Origin of the sequence: Paenibacillus sp. HGF5 (assembly GCF_000204455.1) — a bacterium.
In the GTDB taxonomy this organism is placed as follows: Bacteria; Bacillota; Bacilli; order Paenibacillales; family Paenibacillaceae; genus Paenibacillus_AQ; species Paenibacillus_AQ lautus_A.
In genome coordinates this window covers 1-25,783 of the sequence record NZ_AEXS01000184.1, presented here as the reverse complement: position 1 = coordinate 25,783, position 25,783 = coordinate 1, and the positions used below count along the sequence as shown (strand labels likewise).

The window sequence follows — 25,783 nt, the reverse complement described above, 5'->3', positions numbered from 1 at the left end:
GTAGGATGATTCATCTTTATTTAGACGACTGGCGCCCCAATCCGAAAGGATTCGCGCTGGCTCGAAACGGGGAAGAATGTTTGCTGATGCTCCGTGAATGCGAAGTGGACGTTCTGTCGCTTGATTTTGAACTCGGGCATGGCCAAATGAACGGCGGCGACGTCGTTGCGGCCATGATTGCCGAGAATCTACAGGCTAAAGAAATATATTTGCACACCTCAAGCCCGTCGGGCAGAAGAAAAATGTATGAGCTGCTGTATGAGCACATGCCAAAAAGCGTCAAGGTCCACAATGGACCGATGCCCGAATCCGTGCTGCGGGAAGTCGCCCAAGGTTCAAGATGATTGAGGTTACGCAGCGCGAACTGTTGGAGAGGCTAGAATGGCAGGAGCGTCTGATGAAGCGTGACGCGAAGGCGGATCCTGTCATCGTTTTTTTGCATACGCCATTATGCGGTACTTGCGCGGCTGCGCGTAAGATGCTGGATGTCGTGGAGTTTGTGGTGCCCGATGTACAACTGCTGGCAGCGGACGTGAATTTCCTTCCGGGCATCGTGGAACGGTATCAAATTCGAAGCGTCCCGGCACTGCTCGCGATCACATCAAGCCCTGGCGCAAACCCTGAAGTGCTTTATCGGATGGGCTCCGTGCAGGATATCGTCAGTTTTGTAAGGAGCGTGAAGCCATGATTTCGTTGCAGCACCTGTCGCTCATTCGTGGGAACCGCCACATTTTGAATGATGTCAGCATTGAAATGAAGCCGGGGGAGAATTGGGTGATCCTGGGCAGGAACGGATCCGGCAAAACGACGCTGCTGGAAATGATGACGGGATATATGTTCCCTTCCAGTGGACGCGTAGAAGTGCTGGGCCAAGTATACGGCCAATGTGACGTTCGTGAGGTTCGTAAATCCATCGGTTATATCAGCCAATCGCTGCTGGAGAAATTAACGCTGAGCGACCCGGTGTGGGAGGTTGTCGCAACAGGGGCGTATGCCTTTTTGCGCTTTTATCAGGACATTCCGGAAGAGGCCAGAAGTTTAGCCTACAGCCTGCTGAACGAAATGGATTTTGGCCCTTTGGCGGAGCTGCCTCTCGGGACCTTGTCCCAAGGGGAACGGAAAAAAGTGATGCTGGCACGCTCCCTCATGTCCAATCCGAAGATTCTGATTATGGATGAACCGTGTGCCGGTTTGGATTTGTATGAACGGGAGAAGATGCTGCATGAGATTGACCGGCTGAGGCAGCGTAATATTACGGTCGTGTACGTCACGCATCATGTCGAGGAGATTGTCCCTTTATTTACTCATGTGGCGCTTATTAAAGACGGGCGGTTGATGGCCGCGGGACGCAAAGATGAAGTATTAAACCATGAACTTATCAAACAAACTTATGATATCGACGCTCAGCTGGAATGGGATGGCGGACGTCCCTGGATCAAAGTTATTTCTGGAGGTTAATCCGTTTGGACGAATTAAATGTAATGCAGGAACATGAGGAACAGAATCAGAACCATCAGGATTTTCACAGTAAATGGGTATGCACGGCAAATCATGGTTTCGCTCCGTATGCCCAGGAAGAGCTGCGCCGGATGTTTGGCAGCCTAAAAAGCACCATGATGATGCCAGGCGAGGTGTTTTTGATGACACTCGGCAGCTCCGAAGCTGAGGCTAAGCGGCTGATTACGTCAAAGCCGCCTATTTTCCTGCGGCATCTCTTTCCGGTACAATGGGAAATCGCGGCCGAATCCGTAGACGCAGCGCTGAAATTGACAGCAGATCATGTGCTGAAGCGGGAGGAGATTAGCCAAAGCCGCGCATCCATCCAAATCCGCAAGACGGAGAACAGCTCATGGACGGAGAGCCCTGCAGCCCTTCGGGACGATTTGCAGCTTCGCTTGGCACCGCTCAAGCTGGAATACACGGTCCAGGCACCCGAATGGATCATTTCACTATTCGCCGCTGACAATGTCTGGTATGCCGGTGTGTCGCGTCCGGAGGACAACCTGTCGGATTGGAACGGAGGCGCAGTCCGTTTTCAGCGGGAAGAGGGTCAAATCTCAAGAGCCAAATTTAAGCTGCTTGAAGCCGAGAAGCAATTTGGGATACCCTTCGATACGTTCCGCAAGGCTGTCGATATCGGAGCAGCGCCGGGAGGCTGGACATCCTTTTTATTGGAGCGCGGCTTGCAGGTTACGGCGGTAGATCCGGCGAAAATGCACCCCTCCCTGGATGGGCATAAAAACCTGCGTGTCATCCACAAGAATGCTGCGGACGTAACGTTTAGAGAGCATGAATTCGATCTGCTGGTATGCGATATGAGCTGGAGCCCCAAACTGATGGCCCGAATGGTGACCGGGCTGCTGCACAGCCTTGAAACGGGCGGCACGGCCGTCGTTACGGTCAAGCTGCTGACCAAGAAGCCAATGGCATTGGTGAAGGAGATCATGTCGGTATTTGAAGCGTCCAGAATGCAGATTCAGGGAGCGAAGCAGTTGTTCCATAATCGGGACGAGATTACGCTATATATGATTAAGTATTAAAAAAGCCTTTACAAGTTCAAGTATTTTGTTCTATAATGATTCCAAAATTAACCAACGGCAACTTAAAGGGAAAGCATCCCGCTATGATCACGTTTCAGTGATACGGCGGAGTGCTTTCCTTTTTTTGTTGTGCTTGTAAGTCAGAGGAGAGGGCATTGAGATGAATCAGCCTTGCAAATTGGTGCATGGGGATGTATTGGGTGAGCGTTACGTCATTGACCGCGTCATCGGCGAAGGGGGCATGAGCTGTGTATATCTGGCCGAAGATCTGAAGCTGCCCGGGAAGCAATGGGCGGTGAAGGAGACTTTGTCTGAACCGGGTATGCAGCGCACGGTTCAGGATGAGGCACAGCTTCTGATCAAACTGAGCCATCCGCGTCTGCCGCGCATCGTCGATTTTTTTCGTGATGAGGACAACGGCTATACCTATTTGGTTATGGATTACATTCAAGGCATGACATTGGAAAAATATTTCCGGGGTTACCGTGGAAACGTGAATCCGGACTTCATCATGGAGCTGACGGAGCAGCTGCTGGACGTCCTGGAGTATCTTCACCATCACGAGCCCCAAGTCATATTCAGGGATTTAAAGCCTTCGAACATCATGCTGACCGATCAGCTGGAAGTCCGACTCATCGATTTCGGAATCGCGAGAAGCTACAAGCATGAGAGCGGCGAGGATACGGTCAAGCTCGGCACGGTCGGATTTGCGGCACCGGAGCAATACGGTGGCAGGCAAAGCGATGCCAGATCGGATTTGTATGGATTGGGGGCGCTCCTGCTTTATCTCTCGACCGGCGGCAAATTCAGCGAATGGATCACGGGAGTGGAGCGCCATATTCGCGGCGATTTGCCAAGAGAGTTAGTACCCGTAATCCGAAAGCTGCTTCAATATGCTCCGGAGCATCGATATCAATCGACAGCTGAAGTTCGGTCCGCGCTGAAGCGGCAGCATTCGATTTCCGCGAATCTATCTGCGGTTCAAACCAGCACGGTGCCCGGGACGCTTGTTGCGGCCGTATTGGGTGCATCGTCCGGCGTAGGAACCACGCATAGCTGCATCGCCTTCGGACATTTCCTTGCTTCAAGGTACGGAAAGGTAGCCGTCGTTGAAATGAGCGCCAAATCCACCTCGTTCAGCCGCATACAGGAAATAGCGGAGGGCGGAAGGCTCGGCTCTATCCGCAAATTCGAGATTAACGGGATCCACTTTTGGCGCCAAACAGCGAGGAGTGAAGTGATTTCGCTGCTCGGGGGCAGTTACGATGCGGTTGTATTGGATTTGGGGGCGTACAGGGACAGCGAAAGGCTTGAGGAATTCCTGCGGGCCGATCTGCCGATTGTTATCGGGTCGGGAGCGGAGTGGAGGCGGCATGATGTGGCGACGCTGGCCCGAATGCTGTCCAGGCACCCGCAGCCGGGCCGGATCTATGCCCTGCCCCTTGCCGGAGAAGAAACGATTCAGGAGATGAGGAAAACGCTAGGCACGAATAAGGTTTATGCCTTGCCCCTGCAATTGGACCCTTTCGAAATACCTGACAGCAGTAGGCAGGCATTCGCCCGGCTCTTCCAGGACTACTTGCCGCAGGCTGAACGGAAGCGAAGATTCAGGTTTCTTAAGAATTGACCGCATTTGAACTGAAGGAGATGAAGCCATGCCGATTATCAGGAGGCGAAGCCGCAAACTGATATTTGCCGGACTTGCCGGCGCAGCCGTAACTGGGGCTGTATGTGCCGGCGCCATGTTGTATTATGTGCACGGCTCTAAAGAGCAGCGGCACGTGGAGCGCACCCAATACGAGCAGCGAATCGCGGAGCTTGAAGAGACCCAGCTGCAGCAGCTCAATTCGATGCAGGTAGCATGGGTCCCGGTAAGAGATATTCCGCCTGGTCATTTCATAGAGGCCAAGGACATCAAGGAAGTGCGTTTGCCGTACGACGGCACGTCCGGCAATCTCTTCTCGGGCAGGGAAGAGATTGCCGGGAAGGGCGCCAAGATCGAGCTGCTTCGGGGAATGCCGATTACCGGCGCGATGCTCTTTGAAGAAGAGCCGACGCGGCCCGATCTCCGTCACCGGGAGATGAAATCCGTATATCTGCCAAGCGACCTGCGCAAGGGGGATGTCATTGATGTTAGAGTCCAGTTTCCAACCGGACAGGATTACGTCGTTTTATCCAAAAAGAAGATCGACAGGCTCCAAAATCCGGCATTTTGGACAACGTTAAGCGAACAGGAAATCTTATTGCTCTCCAGCGCATTGGTCGATGCTTATCTGCATGATGCTACGCTATATGCGCTTACCTATGTAGAACCCGAGCTGCAAGAGAGAGCGATTCCGAACTATCCGCCGAACGCGGAGGTGACGAAGCTGATTGCAAGCAACCCGAATATCGTGAAGAAAGCCGAGAAGCAATTGGAGCTTACGCTCCGAAACACGCTGGAAGACGATTTAAGCAAACTCCAGCCGAGTCAGCAGGCGCAAGCGTCCGACTTGCCTCCTAATTCCGCCTATGCTGGCGGAGCCAGGAGTCCGGATTCTTGGAGCCCGGCATCCAATATAAATCCCCCTGCGAAATCCGCTACCGGAACGAGTTCCGATGGCATTCTCCCGGACGAGGACGTGAATACGGAGGTTCCGCTTCGGGAGGAGAAGGCTTCGGAGGCCGAGCAGATTTTGGGGTCAACCGGGAGGATAGATGCCCGGAACGGCAGTGATCAGACACCGCCAGAGGCTGATTTCATATTCACGAGCCCGTAGGAATGACAAAGTGAGCCCCGAAGAACAGTTGGTAAGCGAAGGAGTGTAACCAAAGTGAAGAGGTGGATATTTTCGGGCATCTGCGACAAGAGCGATATGCTCCTGTACATGTGCAAAATACTAGCCAATGGAGACAGCAGGGTGCTGCTCGTCGATGGCGCGATAGATGCGAAGTACAGACATTGCATTAGCGTAATGCATCCCCAGCTGCCGGTCATGGAGTTTGCCGGTTTCGACGTGGCAACAGGGTTCGGGAGTTATACGTCACTGATGGATTATCTGGAAGAAACGAACGAGAAGAAATACGACTATATTGTGATGGACGTGGAGAAGCCGCAATTTATGGACAAGGATCAGTGGGATACGGCGGATGCCCATGTTTGGGTCAGCGGATTCGAAGTAACGGGATTGCGAAAGAGCGCGGCCTTGCTGGATGAACTAAGAGCCGCTAGAACAGATGACCCGCTGCCGCCTTTCCATCGCGTATACGTACAGGTTATCGAAGACCTGGCGGACGGGTCCTATATTGAAGGCTTTATGGAGGATAGCCGGATTCAATGGCTGGGTCCCCCTGTGAAGATGCCTTGGGATGAATTGTTTTTTGCGCTGAAAATAAAAAACGAACATGCAGGTAGACTGGGCATCAAGCCCTTGTCACGACAGTATAAGCGGTCGCTTACCGAACTGATTCGGATGCTAACGGAGATGGAGCAGCGGCATATCCGCCGGGCGTTTAGGCAAGCAGGAAGGAGGCATGCATGAGTCTGATTGCTGTATGGAGCCCATTAAAAAGCGGGAGCGGCAGCACGCTGTTGGCCTCGTGTTTACCGATCGTATTGGCGTTTGAATACCAGGTCAAAGTGCTGCTTGCCCATGGTGGACAAGCAGGAGAACGAGTGGAACAGGCCTTTGCGCTGAAGGAGGAAGCGTTCGATTATATGGCTGCGTTTCAGGATACCGGATTGGATGCCCTCGAACGGCTCAATGCAAGCGGGAGGCTGAATCCGGATAATGTCCGCAATTATGCTCTGCCGCTGCTGTCTGATCGGCTGGATCTTTTGTGCGGACCGAAGCCGACGTCGGTCAATGATTTCAGTGCTGCTAGACATGCGGAAGGCGTGAATCGAACTGAACTGATGGTCAAGGTCTTGGCGTCCTCCAAACGTAGTTATGACGTTACCGTAGCGGATGCCGGCAATGGTGTTCCCCGAGCTGCGGATCGTGCAATACTTCAAGCGGCAGACTTGATCATCGTTGGATTGAATCAGAATTTGCATGTCCTGAAGAGAGAGCTTGAGAAGGAAAGACTTCCTCCGGAGCTGAAGGAAAAAGACTGCTTGTACATGATCGGCAAATATGATCGGGAGAGCAGCTGCACACTGCAAAATATGAAGCGCCGCTTTGGAATCAAAACGATGGCGGTTGGCGTTCCGTATTGCTCCCGCATGACGGATGCATGGAATATGAGTTCGATTATTCCCTACATGCAGCGCAACCGAGGGGGCGCGGACCTGAAGGGTTTGAATTCACTCTATAATGCCGTCCGTCAACTGGCTGATGCGTCGGCTGAACAGCTCGGACTTCCGTCCGGTCGTTCGAAAGCGGGGGGCCTGCATGCTTTTGGGTAACGCCTTGAACACGATGTGGATCATCATCATGGTTTTGTTAGTCATGCTGTTTATCTATCTGCGTTATATGGATACCCGTAAACCGGCGGCTGCTATTACGCGGGGCTCGGATCCCTATTCGATCGAAGCCATGACGGCATTTGTTAAGGAAAGCCTGCATCAGCTGACGCATAGCCAGTTGTCTGATTTAGGGCTGCACGAAGAAGCGTATCGCCGCAGGCTGAACAAGCGGAGCGAGTTGCGAAGCGCGCTCAAGGGCTGCGTATCCGGTGATGCGATGGACAAGGCGTACGTTAAGGATTTTTTAAAGCAGCTGCTTGTCAAGGATTTGGGATTGAACGAGTCCAACATTGATGCAGCCATTCCGTTTGAAAGCCTAACCGAATTAACGGCCCAGGATCAATTCGAGATTCTCTTGTACCTGTACCGGCAGCGGCACGGGGAGGATGCTTTATCCGTACTTCTGGAGACATACGATCTTGCGCAGCCTCGCGTCATTCCCGGTTACGGGGAGGGCAGCGTTTATGCGGTTACCGCGGAAGACATTGCTTATATTTATGAATCAGAGCAGCGTCCGCTTCTGTTTCAGGAGAAGCTGGATATCGTCGTTCAGCGGATTTATCAGCAGTACAAAGGATTTTCCGTCGTGGATGAAATCAGGGATCAGCGGATTGACGGGATCAGTGGGGGAGTCAGCGGCGTTCCCGTCGACCGCGACAGCGGACAGGATGCCGTTTACGGACTGGATGATTTTTTGGGGCTAGGTCTTTCGAATGCCGAGTTGCCTGCATCAGGCTGTGAGAGCGTTTGGATTTTTTACCGGGGCGTTTCGCTTCATCTTGCTTTTTTATCGTTTGGTTCGATGCTGGAGCTTAAGCGGGTATGTCAAAACATATACAAATATAATCATCCGGGACAGCTGTCGGAAGCCAGCGGTTACAAAGTGAATGAGATGAAGGATGGCTCCAGGGTTGTTGTGGTAAGGCCACCGTTTGCCGAATCCTGGGCATTCTTTGTACGCAAGTTCGATTTGCCCAAGGCTACGCTTGATCAATTGATTACGGGGAGCGGCTCCGAGCTGGTGATCGGTTTATTGAAATATTTGATGAGAGGCAGCCGGATTACGGCGATTACCGGTGCTCAAGGATCAGGAAAAACCACGCTGCTGATGGCAATGGTTGGCCATATCTATGCCTCCTATACCCTCCGGGTTCAGGAGATGGCCTTCGAGCTTCACTTAAGGAAAATCTACAGCCGCAGGAACATTCTCAGCTTCAGGGAAACGGAGCATATCAGCGGACAGGCCGGGTTGGATCTGCAGAAGAAAACGGACGGTACGGTCAATATCCTTGGTGAGGTTGCCAGCGACGAGGTTGCGTCATGGATGATACAGATGTCTCAAGTGGCAAGTCTGTTTACCGTGTTTACCCATCATGCCAAGACATTCAGGGATTTGGTTCAATCCCTGCGCAACTCCCTGCTCAAGAGCGGCGCGTTCAGGCAAGAGCACATTGCCGAGCAGCAGGTGGTCAGCGTGATCAACTTTGATATTCATTTGAGAAGAGACGCTTTCGGAAACCGTTACATAGAGCGAATTACAGAGTGCATTCCGGTGGATAAGGGGGCTCTGCCGCAATTCGAAGCTTCTACGGAAAACAATTGGAAGAGCAGCATGGAGGAGTATTTTCATTTAAGCGCAGAGCATATGCGGAGACTGAACGAGGACCGCTGTTATGTGTCCCGCAATGTGATTGAATACCGGGACGGTGCGTATATTGCTTGCGCCAAGCTATCCGAAATCAGCATTCGCGAAATGACGGAGCAGATGCATCCGGAGGATGCGGAGGAATTCAGAATATTTCTGGACTCGGGCTGGGGGGAACAACGTGGCCTCTAAAGACGTGTTAATCCTGATATTCATTACATCCCTGACGCTGTTCTCAATTACGTTCGGTTTGGTGTCGTGGATGTCAAGAAGACGAGGAAACCGTGGGAATTTTGCCGGAAGGTTCGATGCGGGTGAAGCAAAACCGTTTCGCGGTATATACCGCCAATGGTTCCAATTGGCTTATATGTATGGAGTGAAACTCCCGCTCGTCCAATCGTATATCAAACGGATCAGACAGAGAATCGCGATCATCCATCCTTACGATGAAATTTCGCTTCGGTATGAGACGGTGAAGCTTGCCTGCGCGATTACAGGGATTATCGGGTTAACGGCCCTGCTGCTGATATGGAGTCATCCGGACCTGGGGTTTATCGTGATCGTCATCCTTGCCGCCGTGGTTATTAACAATATGCTTGTTGAGATGTTCATTAACCGGCTGGAGCGCAAGCTGCTTGTTCAATCGGTTGAATTGTTCTCCCTAGTCCGTCATCACTATCAGCAGCATGGAATGGTCGAGGAGGCTTTGTATGAAGGGGCAGAGACTTCGGAACACGAAATCTCCATACATGCCCATCGAATCTATAATGCCCTCGTATCCCAAGATCCTAATGATGAGCTGGAGCGATATTATGAGGTAGCTCCTAACCGGTATTTAAAGGCGTTTGCGGGCATTTCCCATCTGGTGATGGAGTTTGGCGATCATGCGAGAAAACAAGGCTCTATTTATCTCCTTGGGCTTAGCGGATTGACCAAGGAAATCCAATTGGAAATATTGCGAAGAGACAAGCTTGATTACTTGATGAAGGGCTTGAATGTTATTGCACTGGCCCCGGTTTTTTTTACGAAACCGATCGAACGGTGGGCGAGAAGCAGTTTTCCGTCGATGGATGAGTTTTACATGAGCAAGCTCGGATTTGTGACCAAGATATCCATTTACGTCATTATCCTGATTTCTTACATCCTGCTCCAGAAGCTCCAGCAAAATCGGGAAACCGATTACCGGTCAGTAGCACGCAAAGTGACGTGGGAAGAAAGAATGTACGAAATTCCTATTATTCGCTGGCTTGTAGGGATCATGAGCCCGACCCCAGGCACGATGAAATATGACAGCCGGGTTCGGCTGCTGAAGGAGAGCAATGCGAAAATCAAATTCGAGTGGCTGTATATCAGAAGGGTAACGTTTTTTTTCCTCGGTTTCTTTTTAGCGCTGTCGCTGGCCGTTGGCCTGCATGTACAGTCTAGACATCATTTGTTGCATGTCCCCGTTCCATTAAATCATTCTCTGTTCGGACAGATGAATGATGTTGAGCGCTTGCAGGCAGAGGAGATTGCCCAGCGGGATAGGGTGATCATGGAGCAGCTGCAAATGTCAACGAAAGCAACGCATGACCAGATCCAACAGGTCGTAAGAGATACAGATTCTGTTGGTCTGACCAAGGAACAAATTGAGATTGCAGCCGATCGAATCATGACTAAGCTGCAGCGGTATGATAGCGAGTATTTGAAGTGGTGGGAGCTGCTGCTCTCCTTGATGACAGGTATTGCAGGTTATGGGGCGCCACTGTGGCTGCTGTATTTTCACCGGAAAGTGCGAAACATGGAAATGCGGCATGAAGTATATCAATTTCAGACGGTCATATCGATCCTGCGCGGTATGGAGCGAATCACGGTTGAAGTTATATTGGAATGGCTTAACCGGTTCGCCGTTATTTTCAAGGTTCCTATTCAAAAAAGCCTGCTTCACTATGAACATGGCGCGCAGTTGGCTTTACTGGAGTTGAAGGAAGACGTCTGGTTACCCGAATTTCAACGGTTGGTGGACAAGCTGATCCTTGCGGTGGATAAAGTACCGATCAAGGACGTATTCGACGATCTCGACGGGGAAATGATATTCAGCTTCGAGCAGCGCAAGCAGGAATATGAAGCGATGATCGACACGAAGGCCGCATGGGCGCGGATGATCGGTTTTACTCCGATGTATGCGCTGATCTTTATGTATCTTGTCATTCCGCTGATCGGCATGAGTTTCTCCCAAATGGAAACGTACTATGAGCAAATTCAACGACTATGAAGTAATACAAGGCCTTAAGCACTACTGAAACGACAATCACTAGGTTCATATAAAAATCAATAAGGGAAATGAGGAGGATTTCAATGAATAATGCATCATCCGCATTAAAGGTTGCAGCAGGCATATTTTTGACTATTGCCCTGATTACGATCGTCGTCATTTTGTTTATTTCGGCCCAGGAGGCAACCAAAACCGCCCAGAACAATTTTTCGGATATACAGACGGAGCTGTCCCAGGCAGCCTTTACCGTGTATGACGGAACGACGATCAGCGGTTCTCAAGTTACGAATGCACTGCGCAAATATAAGGACAAGGATCAGTTCGGCGTTTTCATTGCAACAGGTAAAAATAAAGCAGGGCAATGGTACGGCAACGTACTGGAGTCTGACGGATCGATCCTGAATCCGGATTCCAGGCAAGGGAATATCAACCTCGTCATGGATGAGAAAAGCCCAGAATATGTCAACCCAAGCGGGAAGTTTAGGGCGACCATCGTGAAAGACAATTCCAACGTGATCCGGGGCATTAAATTCGATCAATAGTTATGAATAGAAAGGTGACTAATCTTGCGAGATGCAACAATAAGCATGCTAGAATTGGCTGCGGGGGTGGCGTTGTTTCTCGGCGCATCCTTGTATGCTTTCAATATTCAGGCAATGGTTGGTGGCGGGATAACAGCCGCGGACCGAATGACTCAAGAGCAGCATGCCGGAGTGACAACCGTAAAGATGACTAACGAGAACGGGAAGCTGACTTATGAAGGAAGCGAAGTCTTGTTTACGCTGCGAGAATTAGAGGCAGGCGACTTTACCGTTGATGTGGATGGAACGGTGTTCCATTCAGGCAGTCATCCGGAGGAGCTGGATGTTTCGATCATCGACTTGAATGCTCGGTATTATGCGGAGTACATTCGGGGAGCGGATGGGGAAATAGAACGGATCCAGTTTGTAAAAGTGAGGTAACAGCCATGTCAAATTCGGTTTCGAAATGGTTTGCAGCATTTCTTGCGCTCCTTCTGTTATATTTGGTTCCCGCTGGCGAGATGGCAAGAAGACAGGATGATCTGTCACGACTCATCGTTTATCAATCCGTTACCAAATTCGTAGACAGTGTTCGCACTAAGGGATATATTACCCCCAACATGTACAATGACTTCCTGCAAGAGTTGGCGGCCACACGGAACATTTACAATGTGGAGATGGAGCATCATCACAAGAAATACCACCCGGAATATGCCGATCCTTCGGATCCCGGATCATTCCTGAACCGTTATTCCGTTGTATATGATGCTTATTATCAGGATGATCTGATGGGTTATCTGTTCCCGGACTCGAATCTGGATAAAAGCGATGAAGGCCGCCGCTACCGTCTAACTGCCGGCGATCACTTCCAGGTTAGCGTCAGCAGCTTGAATCAAACACCCGGATTGGTGATATTCGATGCGTTGACAGGATCCAACTCAGGAGGAACAGCAGCTATCGCATTCCCTTACGGAGGGTTGGTTCTGAATGAAGATTACTGATCTTGCCATCGTGTTTACTGCCGTGTTCTTCCCCATGTTTCTCATCCTAGGCATGCGAGCCGAGAGCCTGGAGGATGTACGGTTTGCCGAGATGAAATATACGGGTGCTCTGCGCACGGCCGTTCAAGACGGCGGGATGAAACTGAACGATAACGAGACGCAGTCCAAGGAGTCGGCTTATGATTCCGTGAAGTATATGCGTGCGGATAAAGAACAAGCGCTGGAGTCATTTTCCCGGACATTGTATATCAACATGGGGATCGGAGATGACAAGGCTGCACAAGCTGCCTTATGGTGGTATATTCCTGCCATCGTTGTGCTGGACTATGACGGGTATTATTTGTATGTATCACAGCCCTATGTTGACGATGACGGCGAGGGGCTTATAGAGCATCGATGGACTCCCAAAATTCCTTATGCCTGGAATGATGGCAGCGGCAACAGCATTCAGTTTACGCTGGATTCTTACGTTCAGGCATATGAATCCAATTCCTCTATCTGGCATTCTGGATTTCGGAAGGATCTCATTGGCAGAACCGGCGTGGCTTTGTTGGATAATGAGGATGTGTTTGAACAAGTCCGGCGGATCACCATCGTGAATACGGTTCAAGAGCGTCTTGCCTATTACATACAGCGCCACAATCAAGTTGCGCTGCGGAACGGAATCTCTTATACGTTTACGCTGCCTTTGATTTCCCAGGAAGAGTGGGTAAATACGATTGACGATATCGGTATGATGGCTTTCATTCAAGGCATTCCCATGGGCGAACAATATTACAATAACTACGCGCTTGGAGGCGGCCGACTCGTTAAAGCTCCGACCTATTTCGGCGCGGTGGATGACTGGGGGCTCCCCTATTATTATCGGGATGCCTGCTCTTTCAACGATCGCGTGGAGGAGGTGTTTCCGAGTGCCAAGGAAGCAGCGGCAGCCGGTTATCATGAGAAAAGCTGTTATAATCCCGGTATCCCGTGATCCCCGAAAATCATAGTTTCGGCCGGACTCGATGATGTGTTACAATAAACTCTTGACTGTGTACAATTCGCTAAATTAACATGAAATAAGTTCATTTTATACAGACAGGAGTTACTATAGCCATGAGTTTATTGACCGTAGAGAACGTATCGCATAATTTCGGGGATCGTACTCTATTCAAGAATGTATCTTTTCGTTTGCTGGCCGGCGAACATGTCGGTCTTGTCGGAGCAAACGGCGTAGGAAAATCTACGCTAATGAATATTTTGACGGGTCAGCTGCTTAAAGACAGCGGCAAGGTAGAGTGGACGCCGAAAATCCGTTACGGATACTTGGATCAGCATACCAAGCTGACACCGGGCAAGACGGTGCGCGATGTACTGAAGGATGCCTTTCTGCCCCTGCTGGAGCTTGAAAAAGAAATGATGGAAATCACCAATAAGATGAGTGATGCAACCCCTGAAGAGCTGGAGCTTCTGCTCGAACAGATGGGTGAGATTCAGGAGCAGCTGGACATCGGGGATTTCTACATGCTGGACGTCAAGGTTGAAGAAATGGCGAACGGTCTTGGGTTGTCCGTGATTGGCCTGGATCGCGATGTAGCAACATTAAGCGGAGGGCAGCGCACCAAGGTGCTGCTGGCAAAGCTTCTGCTGGAGAAGCCTAACGTTCTTCTATTGGACGAGCCTACCAACTATCTGGATGTCGAGCACATTGAATGGCTGACTCAATATTTGAAGCAGTACCCCTATGCGTTCATTTTGATTTCCCATGATACGGAATTTATGAACCAGGTGGTCGACGTCATCTATCATTTGGAATTTGCGAAATTAACGCGTTATACAGCGAACTACGAGAAGTTTCTGGAAATGGCCGATATCAACAAGAATCAGCATATCGATGCCTACGAGAAGCAGCAGGAGTTCATTAAGAAGCAGGAAGACTTCATTCAGCGGAACAAGGCCCGCTACTCCACGTCCGGCCGAGCAAAGAGCCGGGAGAAGCAGCTGGATCGCTTGGATCGGATTGACCGTCCTGAGGAAGCGGCTAAACCCGTGTTTAACTTCAAGGAAGCCCGCGCCAGCGGTAAAACGGTATTTGAGGGCATTGATTTTGAGATCGGCTACGATCGGCCATTGCTTCCCAAAATGAGCATCATGATCGAACGCGGAGAGAAGATTGCCATTGTCGGATGCAATGGCGTGGGTAAATCAACGCTGCTCAAGACCATCTTAGGGAAAATCCCCGCCTTCTCGGGCAAGACGTATCAAGGGGACTTTCTGGTGCCCGCTTATTTCGAGCAGGAAGTACGTCCGGGGAATATCACGCCGATAGATGACGTGTGGAACGAATTCTCACATTTGAACCAGCACGAGGTTCGTGCGGCCCTTGCTCGCTGCGGACTCAAAAACGAGCATATTACCCGTCCGATGAAGGCGCTTAGCGGTGGCGAACAGGCAAAAGTGCGTCTGTGTAAACTTCTGATGCGCGAGAGCAACTGGATTCTGTTTGACGAACCGACAAACCATCTTGACGTTGTGGCCAAGGAGGAACTGAAACGTGCCTTGAAGGAATACAAAGGCACCATCCTGTTGGTTTCCCACGAACCTGAATTTTATGAAGATTGGGTAACGAAGATCTGGAACGTCGAAGATTGGTCCAACCAGAACGCTTGACCCAATTGACGATCACGATCCTGCTCACAAGTTGGATGATGAACCTGAATCTAAACGAGTTTAATCGTTTTTCCTTAAGGATGACCGGCAGCACGCTGCTGGGCATCCTTTTTGGCGTGCTCGATCCTATGCGGCTCTCAGTCCTGCTATGGATGAATCCTTTTTTATGATATGCTAGAAGCAACTTGGCATGAACGGAGGAGATGTTGATGGAAGACATGGATATGACCATCGGGGCATCATTATATGAAGGGAATACACATCCATAGCCCCATTAACCGTGTTATTCCCTTCCGAAGGGGAGACGAGTTATGAATTCGGATAATCCACCAGGACAGGGAGAGGACCTTATTCTCTCCGCCGAGAAGTCGGTTGTACGACGAGGTCAGGTTGTGTATCGACCATGCGGGGAATGGACCCCGTCCGTACACTCCTTATTAAGGCATTTGAAGCAAGCAGGGTTTACGTCCCTTCCCGATATTATTGGCCCGGGTTGGAATGAGGAGGGTCAAGAGACGTTAAGTTATGTAGAGGGCGAATTTGTTCATCCCGGACCTTGGAGCGATGAAGCCATCGTCGCTGTAGGACGATTATTACGTCAGCTTCATGACGCTTCCGCTACATTCTCGCCGGGTCCCAAGGGAGTATGGAAACCGTGGTTTCTGCGTGAACTGGGCGATTCCGGGGTTGTATACAGCCATGGTGATATTGCTCCTTGGAATATGGTTACCCGCGATGGGATGCCTTACGCTTTAATTGACTGGGAATTCGCGGGACCTGTACATCCGCTTGTTGAGTTAGCCCGGGTATGCTGGCTCTTCTCGCAGCTGCACGATGATGATGTTGCCGAAAGAGTCGGCTTGCCGGATGCTAATGCCCGTGCATGGCAGCTCCGTTTATTGGTTGACGCTTATGGCGTCGAACCTTCTCTTCGAACGGACTTGTTGGACATGATCGTAGAGGTGGTCGTGCGGGAAACGGCTGAAGAAGCCATTGAGCAGCAGGTATCGCCGGAAACGGAAGGTCTGTTGTGGGGAATCGCCTGGAGGGCTCGAAGCGCTGCCTGGATAATGCGTCATCGTGGTATCCTTGAGAAGGCGCTGAATACCCGATTCTATTAAGGTGAAATTCGTTAAACAGCCCATCCTCTTTAGCGGGATGGGTATTTTTGATCATGAATAGCTCTAAGTCAGATTTTATGAAGCTCAAACTTCATTAGCACGTTCGCAGAAATGGATCGGGAGGAAACATACATGTCTGGATTACACGATAACAGGGGGAAGGCAAACCTCGAGGGGCACCAAACGAACACTGCCTTGGAGTCCTCGGACCGCAAGGAGGATGCTATAGCGGAAAGAGAGGATCGGTATTCCAGGCAAGAGCGGTTCACGCCATTGGGAAAGGAAGGACAGCTTCGCCTCCGGAACAGCCGCGTGCTCGTTCTCGGAGCAGGGGCGCTGGGAAGCGCCGTGTCGGAGACCTTGGTTCGCGCAGGCGTCGGACACGTGACCATCGTGGACCGGGATTACGTGGAATGGAGCAATCTGCAGCGTCAGCAGCTGTTTACCGAGCAGGATGCCATCAACCGGCTGCCTAAGGCCGTAGCTGCAGCCACGCGATTATCCGAGATCAACTCGGACGTCATCGTGGAGGGTGTCGTTATGGATGTACGAGCCCATGAATTGTCGGTGCTGTGCCAAGGCGTTGACTTGATGATGGACGCTACCGATAATTTTGGAACCCGGCTGATCTTGAACGACATCGGTTTCAAGCATGGAATTCCGTGGATTTACGGGGGATGTGTCGGGAGCTCCGGGATGAGTTATACGTTTTTACCGGGAGAAACCCCATGTTTGAACTGTTTGCTTGGAATGATTCCTTTAGGCGGCGACACTTGCGACATTAATGGCATTCTCCCCCAAGCGGTACAGATGGTTGCTGCCCATCAAACGATGGAGGCGCTGAAGGTGTTATCCGGAAACCGCCAAGCCCTAAGGAAAAAGATGCTGTCTTTTGATTTATGGCGTAACGAACGGATGGAATTCGGTGTAGACCGCGCAAAAAAATCGGACTGCTCCACATGCGGCGAGGAACCGACATACCCTTATCTGTCGGCTGAACATGCCGACAAAAGCGAAGTATTGTGCGGCAGGGACACCGTGCAGATCAGGCCGGGCAGACCCATGCAGCTTCAACTGGAGGAGATGGCGGATCGATTGAACAGCCTGCATCAAGGAAAAGCCACCGTTACCCCATATATGATCATTTATCAGGCGAGTCCGCACCGTTTGGTTATATTTCAAGACGGCAGAACCCTGGTGCATGGCACATCGGATATCGCCAAGGCTAGATCGCTATATAATCAATACGTCGGCGGTTAAATAAGAAGGAGTAAAGCTAACGTGCTTCATCCAACATCGTAAACGACAAAGGAGTGAGCCTCACAGGCCCACTCCTTTTATCGTTTAATCCCCGATCGCTTCATTCAAAATTAAATGGAAACCGTTCTGGATGAAATACAGATCAGGGTGAGCGATATTCTGCATGGTCAGATTGTTGAATGTTGCGGACCCGTTGCCCGTGTACGTGTAGATCGCCGCACCCGGATGAGGGCTCGAGAATCTCGAGGACGTTACTCCGTCAAGTCCCGTACCGTCTATACGGATATGGTTAAACACGATGTTCTCAAAACCGCCGCCATAACCGAACTGTACCGCACTGCGCTGGGTGTTCAGAATATCGATGTCGGTAAACGTAACATTGCGGATCGGATCATTCGATGCTTCAAGATCGATGGCGCCGCGCTCCCCGTTGTACAAGTCTTTACTGGTACCACTGCCTATGATGGTGGTATCGGAGAACAGGATGCCGGTATTGTTCTGGAAATGGTATCCCGGGAATACCGTGTTCATTCGGATGCCGGAACCGCCAACGGTGTCTACGATCAAATTGTGAGTGGCCTTGTGACCGCTTCCCCCAAAGAAAGCGATGGCTGCCGCGCGCCAGTTGTTTTCGATGGTGTTATAGGAGAAGGTGTTGTTAACACCCGCTGGTGCACCGTTCACGTTACTCGTCCAGACAGCGAGTCCATCGTCCCCGTTATTTCGAATGCTGCTGTTGCGCACCGTCGAATGGCCGGTCCCCTGCGCAAAATTAACCCCATCCGCTAAGTTATTGCGGATCCGACTGTTTTCAATGACCAGCCCTTCCGCGATCTTGGCCGGCGTATGGGCATAATCGCCAACCCAGAATCCGCATTCGAAATGCTCCACCCACACATTGTGAATCTTGGAGTTGGTGCCGAAATTGTCCATGAATCCTTTGTAAACGGCATTCTGATTATATCGGGACCGCAGATTCGAGTTGAGGTAGATATGGCTGAAATCCAGCTGGCCCGCGATTCGTAGCGAGATCCCGCCGGAAGCCGCATTCGGGTTGGTAAATTGGATGTTGGTGTGCCAGATGCCTGCCCCCATAATCTTCATGTCATCGATCAGATTGCCGACCGAGCCGATTTTCCACATATTGCCCAAATGGAACGTCCCCTCAGGAATGTATAGGGTTTTGCCTGATGAGGCCGCTGCCTGCACGGCAGCCTCAAATGCCGTTAGGTCATCTTGGCCGTCGTTCGGGATCGCACCGAAATCCGTGACGGAGACCGAGTTGGCCGGACGGGAGATAGCGGCAGGTACCGGCTCGATTTCGATGAAATCGACGCCGTATTCCAGGTTATCCGCATTAGACTTCTGAATACGGATTTTGTCTCCAGGCTGAAGCGGCGTCTCCAGTTTCCAATGTACTTCATCGAACCGGAATAGAGGACGTCCTCCTCCAGGCGCATCTGCCGGATGATCGCTGGAAAAATATTGCCAGCTATAGTAGGAAGTTAATGGAACTGTCTTCTTCTTCGAACCGTTTACATAGACGTCGAGCGAGCCGTTTAATCCCATGCCGTCCGATGAGTCCGGCATCGTATATCGCATGGTGATGCCTGCGCCCCCTTCGCCTTCTCGAACCGTCCATTCGAGGTTGGATCCGCTTGAAGGGAGAGCAACATAACGCTGTCCGGATGCTTCCGATGCCGTGAGCGCTTGATCGAACGTTGGCGCTGACTTTAGCAATGCGCCGCCGCCGCGTATGGCATCATCGGTATCATAGCGGGTATATGGCATGCTGGCACCGCGTGATGAGTACACGGTTAGGTTGGCATGACTAACATTGTTTTCCCTTTTAGCCGGTACTTCGTTAGCATCGGGTGCCACGGACGTTGTTAATGTATAGCTGCCATTTGCAGCGGTCCATGTGCCGGGAATTTGGACGGTGGCGGAGGCGCCTGCGGCAAGGGCGCCATGGTAGCTACCGTCAAAGTTCTGGATCGTTGAGCCTGCCGGATTTTTCAGCGCAACGGAAATTGCATGTGAGCCGCTAGCCGTGGCTTTGTTGCCTTGGTTCCTAAGATTGACGGTGAAGGCTACGGCATTGCCGGCCATAGGCGTGGTTGGCGTCCACTGTATCGTTCCTACCAAATCGGAGCTTTCCACGCTGCCAATGACCAAAGGGGACGAATGGGAATAGCTGTTGTTCCCATCGTTTAGCTCGATGATGTTGTTTTCCTCGTCGACCTTAGCGCTGAGTGCATACGATGCTGCCGCCTGGGCTCCGGCTTGCAGGGATACCGTGGCGGAAGCTCCTGCTGCAAGCGGCCCTACCGGTGATGAGCCTGCTTTAGCGTCATTCAGGTAAAAATTGACCGTCGTAGCGCCGGCTTCCGAGCTTCCAATGTTTTTAACCGTGGCATGCAGTGTGATATCATCGTTTTCGCTCGGAGAAGTCGGCGTCCAGGACATATCCGTAATGATAAGGTCCGGATTCTCGCCGGCGGTGCCATACACTTCAATTTCCGCAATCTGTCCTGCAGGGGCGCCGGAATTCGATGTTATGCTCAATTGCAGACGTTTAACCGTTGCATTTATCGGAATCGTTACGAAATTGCCGGAAGCGGGAGTGAACGTATAGGACTGCGCCGACACCAGATTACTAAAGGTCGTTGTAGTTTGGTCATGCCCAAGGACTTGTATGGTTTGCGTGCGGACGCTCCATTCCGGGGACGGATTCAGTTTCAGTACGATGGAGGTAATATCATGGTTTGATTCAAGATCCAGGGTCAGCGTGCTGGGGTTGCTGCCGCCTTCCCAGTAAGTTTGGACGTTGTTGTCGTTAGCATGGGCCGCTACATACGTGAATGTGCTTGAGGAGGCGGTGATCGGTTTGCCGCTCGCGATATTGTTTCCCGTCGGAGGCGTCGGCGGGGAGACCGATGGTCCATATATTTCAAATTCAGACAGCTGCGCAGCCGGCCATGTCGTATTGTTGGTTACGCTTAAACGAACATATCTCGTGCTCGTTTCGTCAAAGCTGACGGTCACCGAGTTTCCTTCGGCAGGGTCGAATGCATAGTCGGACGGACCCGTGATATTTGTGAATGTCGTGCCGTTCAAGCTGCCTTGTACGCTCAGCGTTTGAGTCCGCGGCTCCCAACTGGCAGGAAGTTTTAGAACGATTTCGTTGATGCTGGTGGCGGCACCGAGATCCACTTGTATCCATTGCGGGAACGCATGGTTGGTGCTTTCCCAGTACGAATTTGGATTGCCATCGTTTACGTTGGACGGCCCGTAGGTTTGGGATTGGCCGCTAGCCGTCACGTTTTTAGCGATGGATAGGTTTGTTCCGCCTGCTGCAGAAGCCTTAGCGGGAGGCCCGCCGGCCGTGAATACAATGGATACCAGCATGGCTACGACTAAAGGCCATGCCACGAGTTTGTTGCGCATATTATTTTTTCCTCCTCCATCATGGTTTGATGAGTTATACCGGGTAAAGATATCCCCCTTTCCTGATCTTATATCCATTATAAAAATAACGTCTCGACCGAAATAAGATGCAATTCTACGGAAATCGTATGCGATCCCAGCATCTTTTGGATCAGGCTTGAATTTTTGTAAGGAAATGCGTTCTGGTTGTTCATCATCGAATGCAGGAGTGAAAGCAGGATGAAACAGACATACTTACATTATTAAGCGATGAAAGCGGGGGGGAACCCGTGGACAAAGTCATTTTGATCGCGGCAGACAATCAAGCTCGGATCCAGACGATAACGGAGATACTAGAACAAGCGGGTTATAAGGTTACAGACGCTGCGAATTATTCGGAAGTGGTTGCCGCTTTGCAGCGCGCAGGCGCAGACCTGCTGCTCATCGACAGCAGACTGCCGGGTATGAACCAATTCAATCTCGTGGAGCGACTGACGGGCAGAGGGGAACAGCTCCCGATCATTGTCATCGGAAGCGACGGTTCTAATGAAGCGATTCATGCTTTGGAGGCTGGAGCCCATGACTACATCCCAAATGACAGGGATGAGAGGGAGCTGTTGGCGCGAATTGCCAATTTGCTGAGGCTTTTTCAGACGGGACGCGCGGAACAGGAGGAGATCATCCGAATCGGAGATCTGGTGATCGATCCTTTGAGCCGCAATGTAATTCGGGAAGAGGAGCCCGTGGAACTGACTCATCGCGAATACGATTTGCTGTTGTTTTTGGCTCGAAGGCAGGGGCAGGTATGCACGCGTGAGGATATTTTAAAACAGGTATGGGATTATGATTTTCATACGGGTACCAACGTGGTCGATGTCTACATTCTCCATTTGAGAGAGAAGATCGATAGAGGGCGCAAGCAAAAACTGCTTCGTACGATACGGGGGGCCGGTTATAAGCTTTTGTCCCAGGAAGAAATCGATGCAAGCAAAAAAGACCGCCTTCCCTGAGCGGAAAGACGGTCTTCGATATGATAAGCGGAAAATAAGACTACAGTACGCGACGAGCTTTCAGGTAAGTCTTGCTCCAGTTGCCGGACAGGCTGGAGATCGTTACGCCAGGCTTGCCGTAAGTGTGCAAGATTTTGTTGTTGCCCATATAAACGGCAACGTGTGTTACGTTTCTGCCATTCGCACGGCTTCCGCTCGAGAAGAATACCAGATCGCCGGCTCTCAGGTTCGATTTCGAAACGGCCTTGCCGACCTTGGATTGGGCAGCGGACGTACGCGGCAGGTTCACGCCGTATTTTTTAAAGATATGTTTCATGAAGGAAGAGCAATCAAACACTCTTGTCGTGGATGTGGATGCTCCGAATTTATAAGGTGTTCCCATATATTGTTTACCAAAGTTAACAACTCGAGTTCCTGTGCTTACGGATGCTGCTTCAACAGGTGCCGGCGGTGCAACAGTTAGTACTGCGCCTACGCCCAAAGTTGCGCTCAAGCTGATGACTACGGCCTTCTTAATCCAATTCTGTCGATTCATGTTGTATGACCTCCAAGCAGTTATTGTTTTTTGCGATGAACCGAGTATATCAGATTTGAAACCGGCCATAATCTGGATAATCGGCGGAAGCCCTTGGGCCGCATGAAATGAAAGCGAATTATTAAAATATCATTAAAAGTAACAAAAAATTAAGAATTGCGGCTGATCCACGAGTTGAAAGCATGAAAAAACCCTTGATATACAAGGGTTTATCAAAAGAATAAAGAGGGTTATTATTTTGCGATCAAAGATGACAAAATAGTAATGATTAGCGATCCTTGCTTTGGATAATGAGCAGCAGACCGCCTTCGATCCGAACCGTTCCTTTCTCCTCGGCCAGCCTGTTGCTGACCCCGAGCGACTGCCCCAATCGCAATGTGGCATCTTGGAGCGGATACTGAAAACCTTCGAGATAAATACCGGTAACTTCCGTGGTGAGCGGCAGAAGAGAGACATATGTAAACCCTTTGTTCTCGACAAGACAGCTGGAGCCCGTCAGGGTAATAAAATTGTTTTCATCTAATATGGAACACGGGATATGATGCTGAAGGCCGCGTATGAGCATGTGGATATTCGCCAGCGTATGATCCAGGCGCGTGCCCGTAGCCCCCAGAATCATGATGGATTCGGGCGAGCGTTCCATAGCCAGCTCGAAGGCAAGCTCGGTATCGGTCAAATTTTTATCGATCGGGTCACAATCGATGACCTTTCCGCTCATAGAGTGGACACGATCCATCTGCTCGGGCGGAATGGAATCGAAATCTCCGACGGACAGATCGGGTTTGATTCCATGTTCAATCAAGAAGAGAGCGCCGCGATCGGCTCCTATAATGAAATCCCCTTCTTGGACCTCATTCAGGAATCCCGTTGACAACTCCCCACCTGTGAAGATCAGGACGCGAGTGTGTTTCATTATATATTCCTCCTTTTTCGAGAGAATTGTCATTGAATTCTAGTATAGTGCAGTTTTCATGCTTGCACAATTTTAATAGGCGCGGCTACAATGTAGTATGTAAATTGACGGGGGAGCGGGGGAACTGAATTTTGGACATGCATGTGTTTGACGTATTCAGCATCATTGGCACCATTGCGTTTGCCATGTCCGGAGCTTTTGTGGCAATGGAAGAGGAATACGATATTTTGGGGGTTGTGGTGCTTGGATTGGTCACGGCCTTCGGCGGGGGTATTATAAGAAACGTCCTGATCGGCGTGCCGGTTACCACCCTGTGGGGTCAGGGAGATTTAATCATGCTGGCGATGATTTCGGTTTTCGTGGCGTTTGTGCTGCCGCTCGGCTTGATTCAGCATTGGAAGAAAACGGAGGCCTTGTTTGATGCGATCGGACTATCCGCCTTCGCGATTCAAGGAGCATTATATGCTACGCAAATGAATCACCCATTGAGCGCGGTCATCGTGGCGGCTGTGCTGACAGGCAGCGGCGGGGGAATGGTCCGCGATTTGCTGGCCGGGCGGAAGCCGCTCGTGCTTCGCGACGAGATTTACGCGGTCTGGGCCATGGCAGCAGGTGTCGCTATCGGCTTAGGGGTCGCCACCAAGACCTGGCAGCTGCTAACCCTATTTGTTATAGTCATCGTTTTCAGGATGCTGTCCGTTCTATATAAATGGAGATTGCCCAGAAGGTCGCTGCACGCAGCCCAGTCTTCGGCAGCCAGCGGAAAAGAAGTCAGATCCGGTTAAAAATAAGGTATGGAACAGATTAAATAAAAATTTCTCGATTGCGATTCATCATAGCGTGGAGGTGGAAGGACCATGGTATCCGTTTTGTTTGTATGTTTGGGCAATATCTGCCGCTCGCCCATGGCGGAAGCGGTGCTGCGGCATAAAATTATACAGCGCGGGCTGCAGGATCAAATAAGCGTGGATTCGGCCGGCACCGGAGATTGGCATATCGGCAGCATTCCCCATGAAGGCACGAGAAAGCTGCTCGACAGCTGGCGAATCAGTTATGAAGGAATGGTCGCGCGCAAAGTAGTCAGCGAGGACCTTGAACGTTTCGATTACGTTATCGGCATGGATGATTCGAATGTAGCGAATATACGCAAGTTAGCGGGAGGCGATCAGGCTGGGATTCTGAAGTTCATGGATTTGCTGCCGAACGAAAAATTGCGCGAGGTGCCCGATCCGTATTTCACCGGAAACTTTGACGAGGTGTACCGGCTGATTGATGCGGGGTGTGACATCTTACTGGACAAAATCATGGAAGAAAAGCTATAATCGATTCGAACAAGCGGTGAATCAGCCGCTTTTTTGACGAACATCATTGAAAGCGATACCAAGAAGAACGGGCTGCTGAACATAAAAGATGAACAATGCACATTCCATAAAAAAATGCGCGGTTGTTCATCTTTTTTTGGAGTGAGGCAGAAGCTGCAGACGATCATGTCCGAGCTTTGCCTCACAGGTATTCTTTTTGCCAACGGATTTCAATCGTAACGCGTGGAGTCCCGAGTGGGACAGCTAAACCATTTTGCAGTAACAGGTCATTTATATAGCCCATGGATTTTGCCGATTCAAACATTTAACCAAGGAAGTACATAAGGGCAGCAGGGAGCTCTTTTTGCCAAAATCCCCAAAGGTGACGACCTTCTTTTTCAAGATATGATACGGTAGCACCCCGTTCTTCCAGCAAAGCCTTTGTTGAGCGATTTAATTCGACGAAGTTATAGACACCTGTATCGGTTGCGTAGTTGTCTTCTTGCAAGCCTACAATCATGTAAATGTTGAGCCAGGACAAATCACGCTCTTCCTGAATCATGTTCTGGGTCTTCTCATAGTAGGCCCCGGACAAGCTGATGATTCTTGTGAAAAGATGCGGATAACGCAAGGCCAAATGCACGGAGACGCTTCCCCCGAGGGAGTCGCCGGCAAGTACTCTTTCCGCAGGCTCTTTGCGCACGGGATATTTTTGCTCCACGAAGGGAATAATCTCTTCGGCGAAGCAGGACAGGTAAGCATCGAAGCGGTTGCCGAACGGCGCGTACTCCTCGGTTCGTACCTTGGTGTTCACTTCCACGCCCACAATGATGAACGGCTCCACGCCTTCTTCGAGAATGAGCTGGTTGGCCCAGGTCGCGATGCGGCCGAAGTTGAAAAATTCCTCTCCGTCCTGACAGTAAACGACGGGATAGCTGAGGATTTCATTGTATCCGGGAGGAAGATAAATGCGCAGCGTTCGAGTCTCCTGCAAAAACTTGCTGTCAATCACTTCTTTTACGATGGTTCGCTTCAATAAACGTTCATTCGTCATCATTCGTCACCTTTTTCGGGTTAGTTTTTGAAATGCGGTAAACAATAAGTTAAAATTACCCTGACATGTTGAAGTTGTCTGCTGTTCTATGATGTTTGTCATA

At 50.7% G+C, this 25,783-nt stretch carries 24 protein-coding genes; 20 read left to right on the top strand and 4 right to left on the bottom strand.

The annotated features are described in order from the left end of the window. Positions 1 to 5 precede the first annotated feature (5 nt). The 17 genes from HMPREF9412_RS31415 to HMPREF9412_RS31335 all read left to right on the top strand — a co-directional run bounded on the left by HMPREF9412_RS31415 (position 6) and on the right by HMPREF9412_RS31335 (position 17,441). The gene (locus HMPREF9412_RS31415; RefSeq protein WP_009595984.1) at positions 6 to 344 is read left to right on the top strand and encodes a cyclic-phosphate processing receiver domain-containing protein; all 339 of its coding nucleotides are present in this window, start codon (positions 6 to 8) and stop codon (positions 342 to 344) included. 53 nt (positions 345 to 397) lie between these two features. After that, positions 398 to 688: a thioredoxin family protein gene (locus tag HMPREF9412_RS31410; RefSeq protein WP_009595979.1), complete on the top strand. Its 291-nt coding sequence runs from the start codon at positions 398 to 400 to the stop codon at positions 686 to 688. After that, on the top strand, positions 685 to 1,458 hold the full coding sequence (locus HMPREF9412_RS31405) for an ABC transporter ATP-binding protein (RefSeq protein ID WP_009595974.1): 774 nt from the start codon (positions 685 to 687) through the stop codon (positions 1,456 to 1,458). Before HMPREF9412_RS31410 ends, HMPREF9412_RS31405 begins: the two co-directional genes overlap by 4 nt. 5 nt (positions 1,459 to 1,463) lie before the next feature. After that, on the top strand, positions 1,464 to 2,540 hold the full coding sequence (locus HMPREF9412_RS31400; RefSeq protein WP_009596007.1) for an SAM-dependent methyltransferase: 1,077 nt from the start codon (positions 1,464 to 1,466) through the stop codon (positions 2,538 to 2,540). A gap of 160 nt (positions 2,541 to 2,700) precedes the next feature. Then, positions 2,701 to 4,167 carry a serine/threonine protein kinase gene (locus HMPREF9412_RS31395; protein ID WP_009596018.1) on the top strand — a complete coding sequence of 489 codons (1,467 nt, stop codon included), beginning with the start codon at positions 2,701 to 2,703 and terminating at the stop codon, positions 4,165 to 4,167. 28 nt (positions 4,168 to 4,195) lie between these two features. Then, positions 4,196 to 5,299, top strand: coding sequence for an SAF domain-containing protein (locus HMPREF9412_RS31390; protein ID WP_009595986.1), 1,104 nt, complete (start codon positions 4,196 to 4,198; stop codon positions 5,297 to 5,299). 54 nt (positions 5,300 to 5,353) lie between these two features. Beyond that, a complete protein-coding gene (locus HMPREF9412_RS31385; RefSeq protein WP_009595975.1) occupies positions 5,354 to 6,061 on the top strand; it encodes a hypothetical protein in 708 nt (235 codons plus the stop codon). Further along, entirely contained in the window at positions 6,058 to 6,927 is an 870-nt protein-coding gene (locus HMPREF9412_RS31380; protein ID WP_009595991.1) for a hypothetical protein, read from the top strand. Before HMPREF9412_RS31385 ends, HMPREF9412_RS31380 begins: the two co-directional genes overlap by 4 nt. After that, positions 6,914 to 8,824, top strand: a complete 1,911-nt coding sequence (locus tag HMPREF9412_RS31375) for an ATPase, T2SS/T4P/T4SS family (protein ID WP_009596013.1) — start codon at positions 6,914 to 6,916, stop codon at positions 8,822 to 8,824. The genes HMPREF9412_RS31380 and HMPREF9412_RS31375 overlap by 14 nt, the downstream gene beginning before the upstream one ends. Next, on the top strand, positions 8,814 to 10,886 hold the full coding sequence (locus tag HMPREF9412_RS31370) for a hypothetical protein (protein WP_009595980.1): 2,073 nt from the start codon (positions 8,814 to 8,816) through the stop codon (positions 10,884 to 10,886). The genes HMPREF9412_RS31375 and HMPREF9412_RS31370 overlap by 11 nt, the downstream gene beginning before the upstream one ends. 83 nt (positions 10,887 to 10,969) lie before the next feature. Then, on the top strand, positions 10,970 to 11,428 hold the full coding sequence (locus HMPREF9412_RS31365; RefSeq protein ID WP_009596009.1) for a hypothetical protein: 459 nt from the start codon (positions 10,970 to 10,972) through the stop codon (positions 11,426 to 11,428). 24 nt (positions 11,429 to 11,452) lie between these two features. Beyond that, positions 11,453 to 11,848 carry a hypothetical protein gene (locus tag HMPREF9412_RS31360; protein ID WP_254664145.1) on the top strand — a complete coding sequence of 132 codons (396 nt, stop codon included), beginning with the start codon at positions 11,453 to 11,455 and terminating at the stop codon, positions 11,846 to 11,848. A gap of 5 nt (positions 11,849 to 11,853) precedes the next feature. Continuing rightward, on the top strand, positions 11,854 to 12,408 hold the full coding sequence (locus HMPREF9412_RS31355; protein WP_009596008.1) for a hypothetical protein: 555 nt from the start codon (positions 11,854 to 11,856) through the stop codon (positions 12,406 to 12,408). Then, positions 12,395 to 13,384, top strand: a complete 990-nt coding sequence (locus tag HMPREF9412_RS31350) for a hypothetical protein (protein ID WP_009595992.1) — start codon at positions 12,395 to 12,397, stop codon at positions 13,382 to 13,384. Before HMPREF9412_RS31355 ends, HMPREF9412_RS31350 begins: the two co-directional genes overlap by 14 nt. A gap of 122 nt (positions 13,385 to 13,506) precedes the next feature. Then, positions 13,507 to 15,060, top strand: a complete 1,554-nt coding sequence (locus HMPREF9412_RS31345; RefSeq protein ID WP_009596021.1) for an ABC-F family ATP-binding cassette domain-containing protein — start codon at positions 13,507 to 13,509, stop codon at positions 15,058 to 15,060. Positions 15,061 to 15,371: 311 nt separating this feature from the next. After that, positions 15,372 to 16,181, top strand: coding sequence for an aminoglycoside phosphotransferase family protein (locus HMPREF9412_RS31340; RefSeq protein WP_009595997.1), 810 nt, complete (start codon positions 15,372 to 15,374; stop codon positions 16,179 to 16,181). A 132-nt stretch (positions 16,182 to 16,313) separates the two neighbouring features. Next, positions 16,314 to 17,441, top strand: coding sequence for a ThiF family adenylyltransferase (locus tag HMPREF9412_RS31335; RefSeq protein WP_009595982.1), 1,128 nt, complete (start codon positions 16,314 to 16,316; stop codon positions 17,439 to 17,441). A gap of 84 nt (positions 17,442 to 17,525) precedes the next feature. Here the strand turns inward: HMPREF9412_RS31335 and HMPREF9412_RS31330 are convergent, their stop codons facing one another. Next, positions 17,526 to 20,888, bottom strand: coding sequence for a discoidin domain-containing protein (locus HMPREF9412_RS31330; protein ID WP_009596019.1), 3,363 nt, complete (start codon positions 20,886 to 20,888; stop codon positions 17,526 to 17,528). Between the two features lie 269 nt (positions 20,889 to 21,157). On the opposite strand from HMPREF9412_RS31330, the gene HMPREF9412_RS31325 reads away from it, so the two are divergent. Further along, a complete protein-coding gene (locus HMPREF9412_RS31325; protein ID WP_009595993.1) occupies positions 21,158 to 21,877 on the top strand; it encodes a response regulator transcription factor in 720 nt (239 codons plus the stop codon). Between the two features lie 40 nt (positions 21,878 to 21,917). Here the strand turns inward: HMPREF9412_RS31325 and HMPREF9412_RS31320 are convergent, their stop codons facing one another. Continuing rightward, the gene (locus HMPREF9412_RS31320) at positions 21,918 to 22,412 is read right to left on the bottom strand and encodes a C40 family peptidase (protein ID WP_009596005.1); all 495 of its coding nucleotides are present in this window, start codon (positions 22,410 to 22,412) and stop codon (positions 21,918 to 21,920) included. A 268-nt stretch (positions 22,413 to 22,680) separates the two neighbouring features. Then, positions 22,681 to 23,325, bottom strand: a complete 645-nt coding sequence (locus tag HMPREF9412_RS31315; RefSeq protein ID WP_009595987.1) for a thiamine diphosphokinase — start codon at positions 23,323 to 23,325, stop codon at positions 22,681 to 22,683. Positions 23,326 to 23,462: 137 nt separating this feature from the next. Between HMPREF9412_RS31315 and HMPREF9412_RS31310 the strand changes: the two genes are divergently transcribed. Continuing rightward, complete coding sequence (locus HMPREF9412_RS31310; RefSeq protein WP_009595985.1) at positions 23,463 to 24,110, top strand: trimeric intracellular cation channel family protein; 648 nt, start codon at positions 23,463 to 23,465, stop codon at positions 24,108 to 24,110. Positions 24,111 to 24,182: 72 nt separating this feature from the next. After that, complete coding sequence (locus HMPREF9412_RS31305; protein WP_009596004.1) at positions 24,183 to 24,647, top strand: low molecular weight protein-tyrosine-phosphatase; 465 nt, start codon at positions 24,183 to 24,185, stop codon at positions 24,645 to 24,647. Positions 24,648 to 24,951: 304 nt separating this feature from the next. Here HMPREF9412_RS31305 and HMPREF9412_RS31295 read toward each other — a convergent pair whose 3' ends face one another. Continuing rightward, complete coding sequence (locus HMPREF9412_RS31295; RefSeq protein ID WP_036665370.1) at positions 24,952 to 25,680, bottom strand: alpha/beta hydrolase; 729 nt, start codon at positions 25,678 to 25,680, stop codon at positions 24,952 to 24,954. Positions 25,681 to 25,783: the final 103 nt, after the last annotated feature.

What these genes read in the sequence shown, in the direction of transcription:
- HMPREF9412_RS31395 (WP_009596018.1), top strand. Translation starts at nt 2,701, where the DNA reads ATGAATCAGCCTTGCAAATTGGTGCATGGGGATGTATTGGGTGAGCGT.
- HMPREF9412_RS31340 (WP_009595997.1), top strand. Translation starts at nt 15,372, where the DNA reads ATGAATTCGGATAATCCACCAGGACAGGGAGAGGACCTTATTCTCTCC.
- HMPREF9412_RS31305 (WP_009596004.1), top strand. Translation starts at nt 24,183, where the DNA reads ATGGTATCCGTTTTGTTTGTATGTTTGGGCAATATCTGCCGCTCGCCC.
- HMPREF9412_RS31345 (WP_009596021.1), top strand. Translation starts at nt 13,507, where the DNA reads ATGAGTTTATTGACCGTAGAGAACGTATCGCATAATTTCGGGGATCGT.
- HMPREF9412_RS31380 (WP_009595991.1), top strand. Translation starts at nt 6,058, where the DNA reads ATGAGTCTGATTGCTGTATGGAGCCCATTAAAAAGCGGGAGCGGCAGC.
- HMPREF9412_RS31330 (WP_009596019.1), bottom strand. Translation starts at nt 20,888, where the DNA reads ATGCGCAACAAACTCGTGGCATGGCCTTTAGTCGTAGCCATGCTGGTA.
- HMPREF9412_RS31320 (WP_009596005.1), bottom strand. Translation starts at nt 22,412, where the DNA reads ATGAATCGACAGAATTGGATTAAGAAGGCCGTAGTCATCAGCTTGAGC.
- HMPREF9412_RS31310 (WP_009595985.1), top strand. Translation starts at nt 23,463, where the DNA reads ATGCATGTGTTTGACGTATTCAGCATCATTGGCACCATTGCGTTTGCC.
- HMPREF9412_RS31350 (WP_009595992.1), top strand. Translation starts at nt 12,395, where the DNA reads ATGAAGATTACTGATCTTGCCATCGTGTTTACTGCCGTGTTCTTCCCC.
- HMPREF9412_RS31295 (WP_036665370.1), bottom strand. Translation starts at nt 25,680, where the DNA reads ATGACGAATGAACGTTTATTGAAGCGAACCATCGTAAAAGAAGTGATT.
- HMPREF9412_RS31410 (WP_009595979.1), top strand. Translation starts at nt 398, where the DNA reads ATGAAGCGTGACGCGAAGGCGGATCCTGTCATCGTTTTTTTGCATACG.
- HMPREF9412_RS31375 (WP_009596013.1), top strand. Translation starts at nt 6,914, where the DNA reads ATGCTTTTGGGTAACGCCTTGAACACGATGTGGATCATCATCATGGTT.
- HMPREF9412_RS31405 (WP_009595974.1), top strand. Translation starts at nt 685, where the DNA reads ATGATTTCGTTGCAGCACCTGTCGCTCATTCGTGGGAACCGCCACATT.
- HMPREF9412_RS31415 (WP_009595984.1), top strand. Translation starts at nt 6, where the DNA reads ATGATTCATCTTTATTTAGACGACTGGCGCCCCAATCCGAAAGGATTC.
- HMPREF9412_RS31335 (WP_009595982.1), top strand. Translation starts at nt 16,314, where the DNA reads ATGTCTGGATTACACGATAACAGGGGGAAGGCAAACCTCGAGGGGCAC.
- HMPREF9412_RS31390 (WP_009595986.1), top strand. Translation starts at nt 4,196, where the DNA reads ATGCCGATTATCAGGAGGCGAAGCCGCAAACTGATATTTGCCGGACTT.
- HMPREF9412_RS31355 (WP_009596008.1), top strand. Translation starts at nt 11,854, where the DNA reads ATGTCAAATTCGGTTTCGAAATGGTTTGCAGCATTTCTTGCGCTCCTT.
- HMPREF9412_RS31315 (WP_009595987.1), bottom strand. Translation starts at nt 23,325, where the DNA reads ATGAAACACACTCGCGTCCTGATCTTCACAGGTGGGGAGTTGTCAACG.
- HMPREF9412_RS31365 (WP_009596009.1), top strand. Translation starts at nt 10,970, where the DNA reads ATGAATAATGCATCATCCGCATTAAAGGTTGCAGCAGGCATATTTTTG.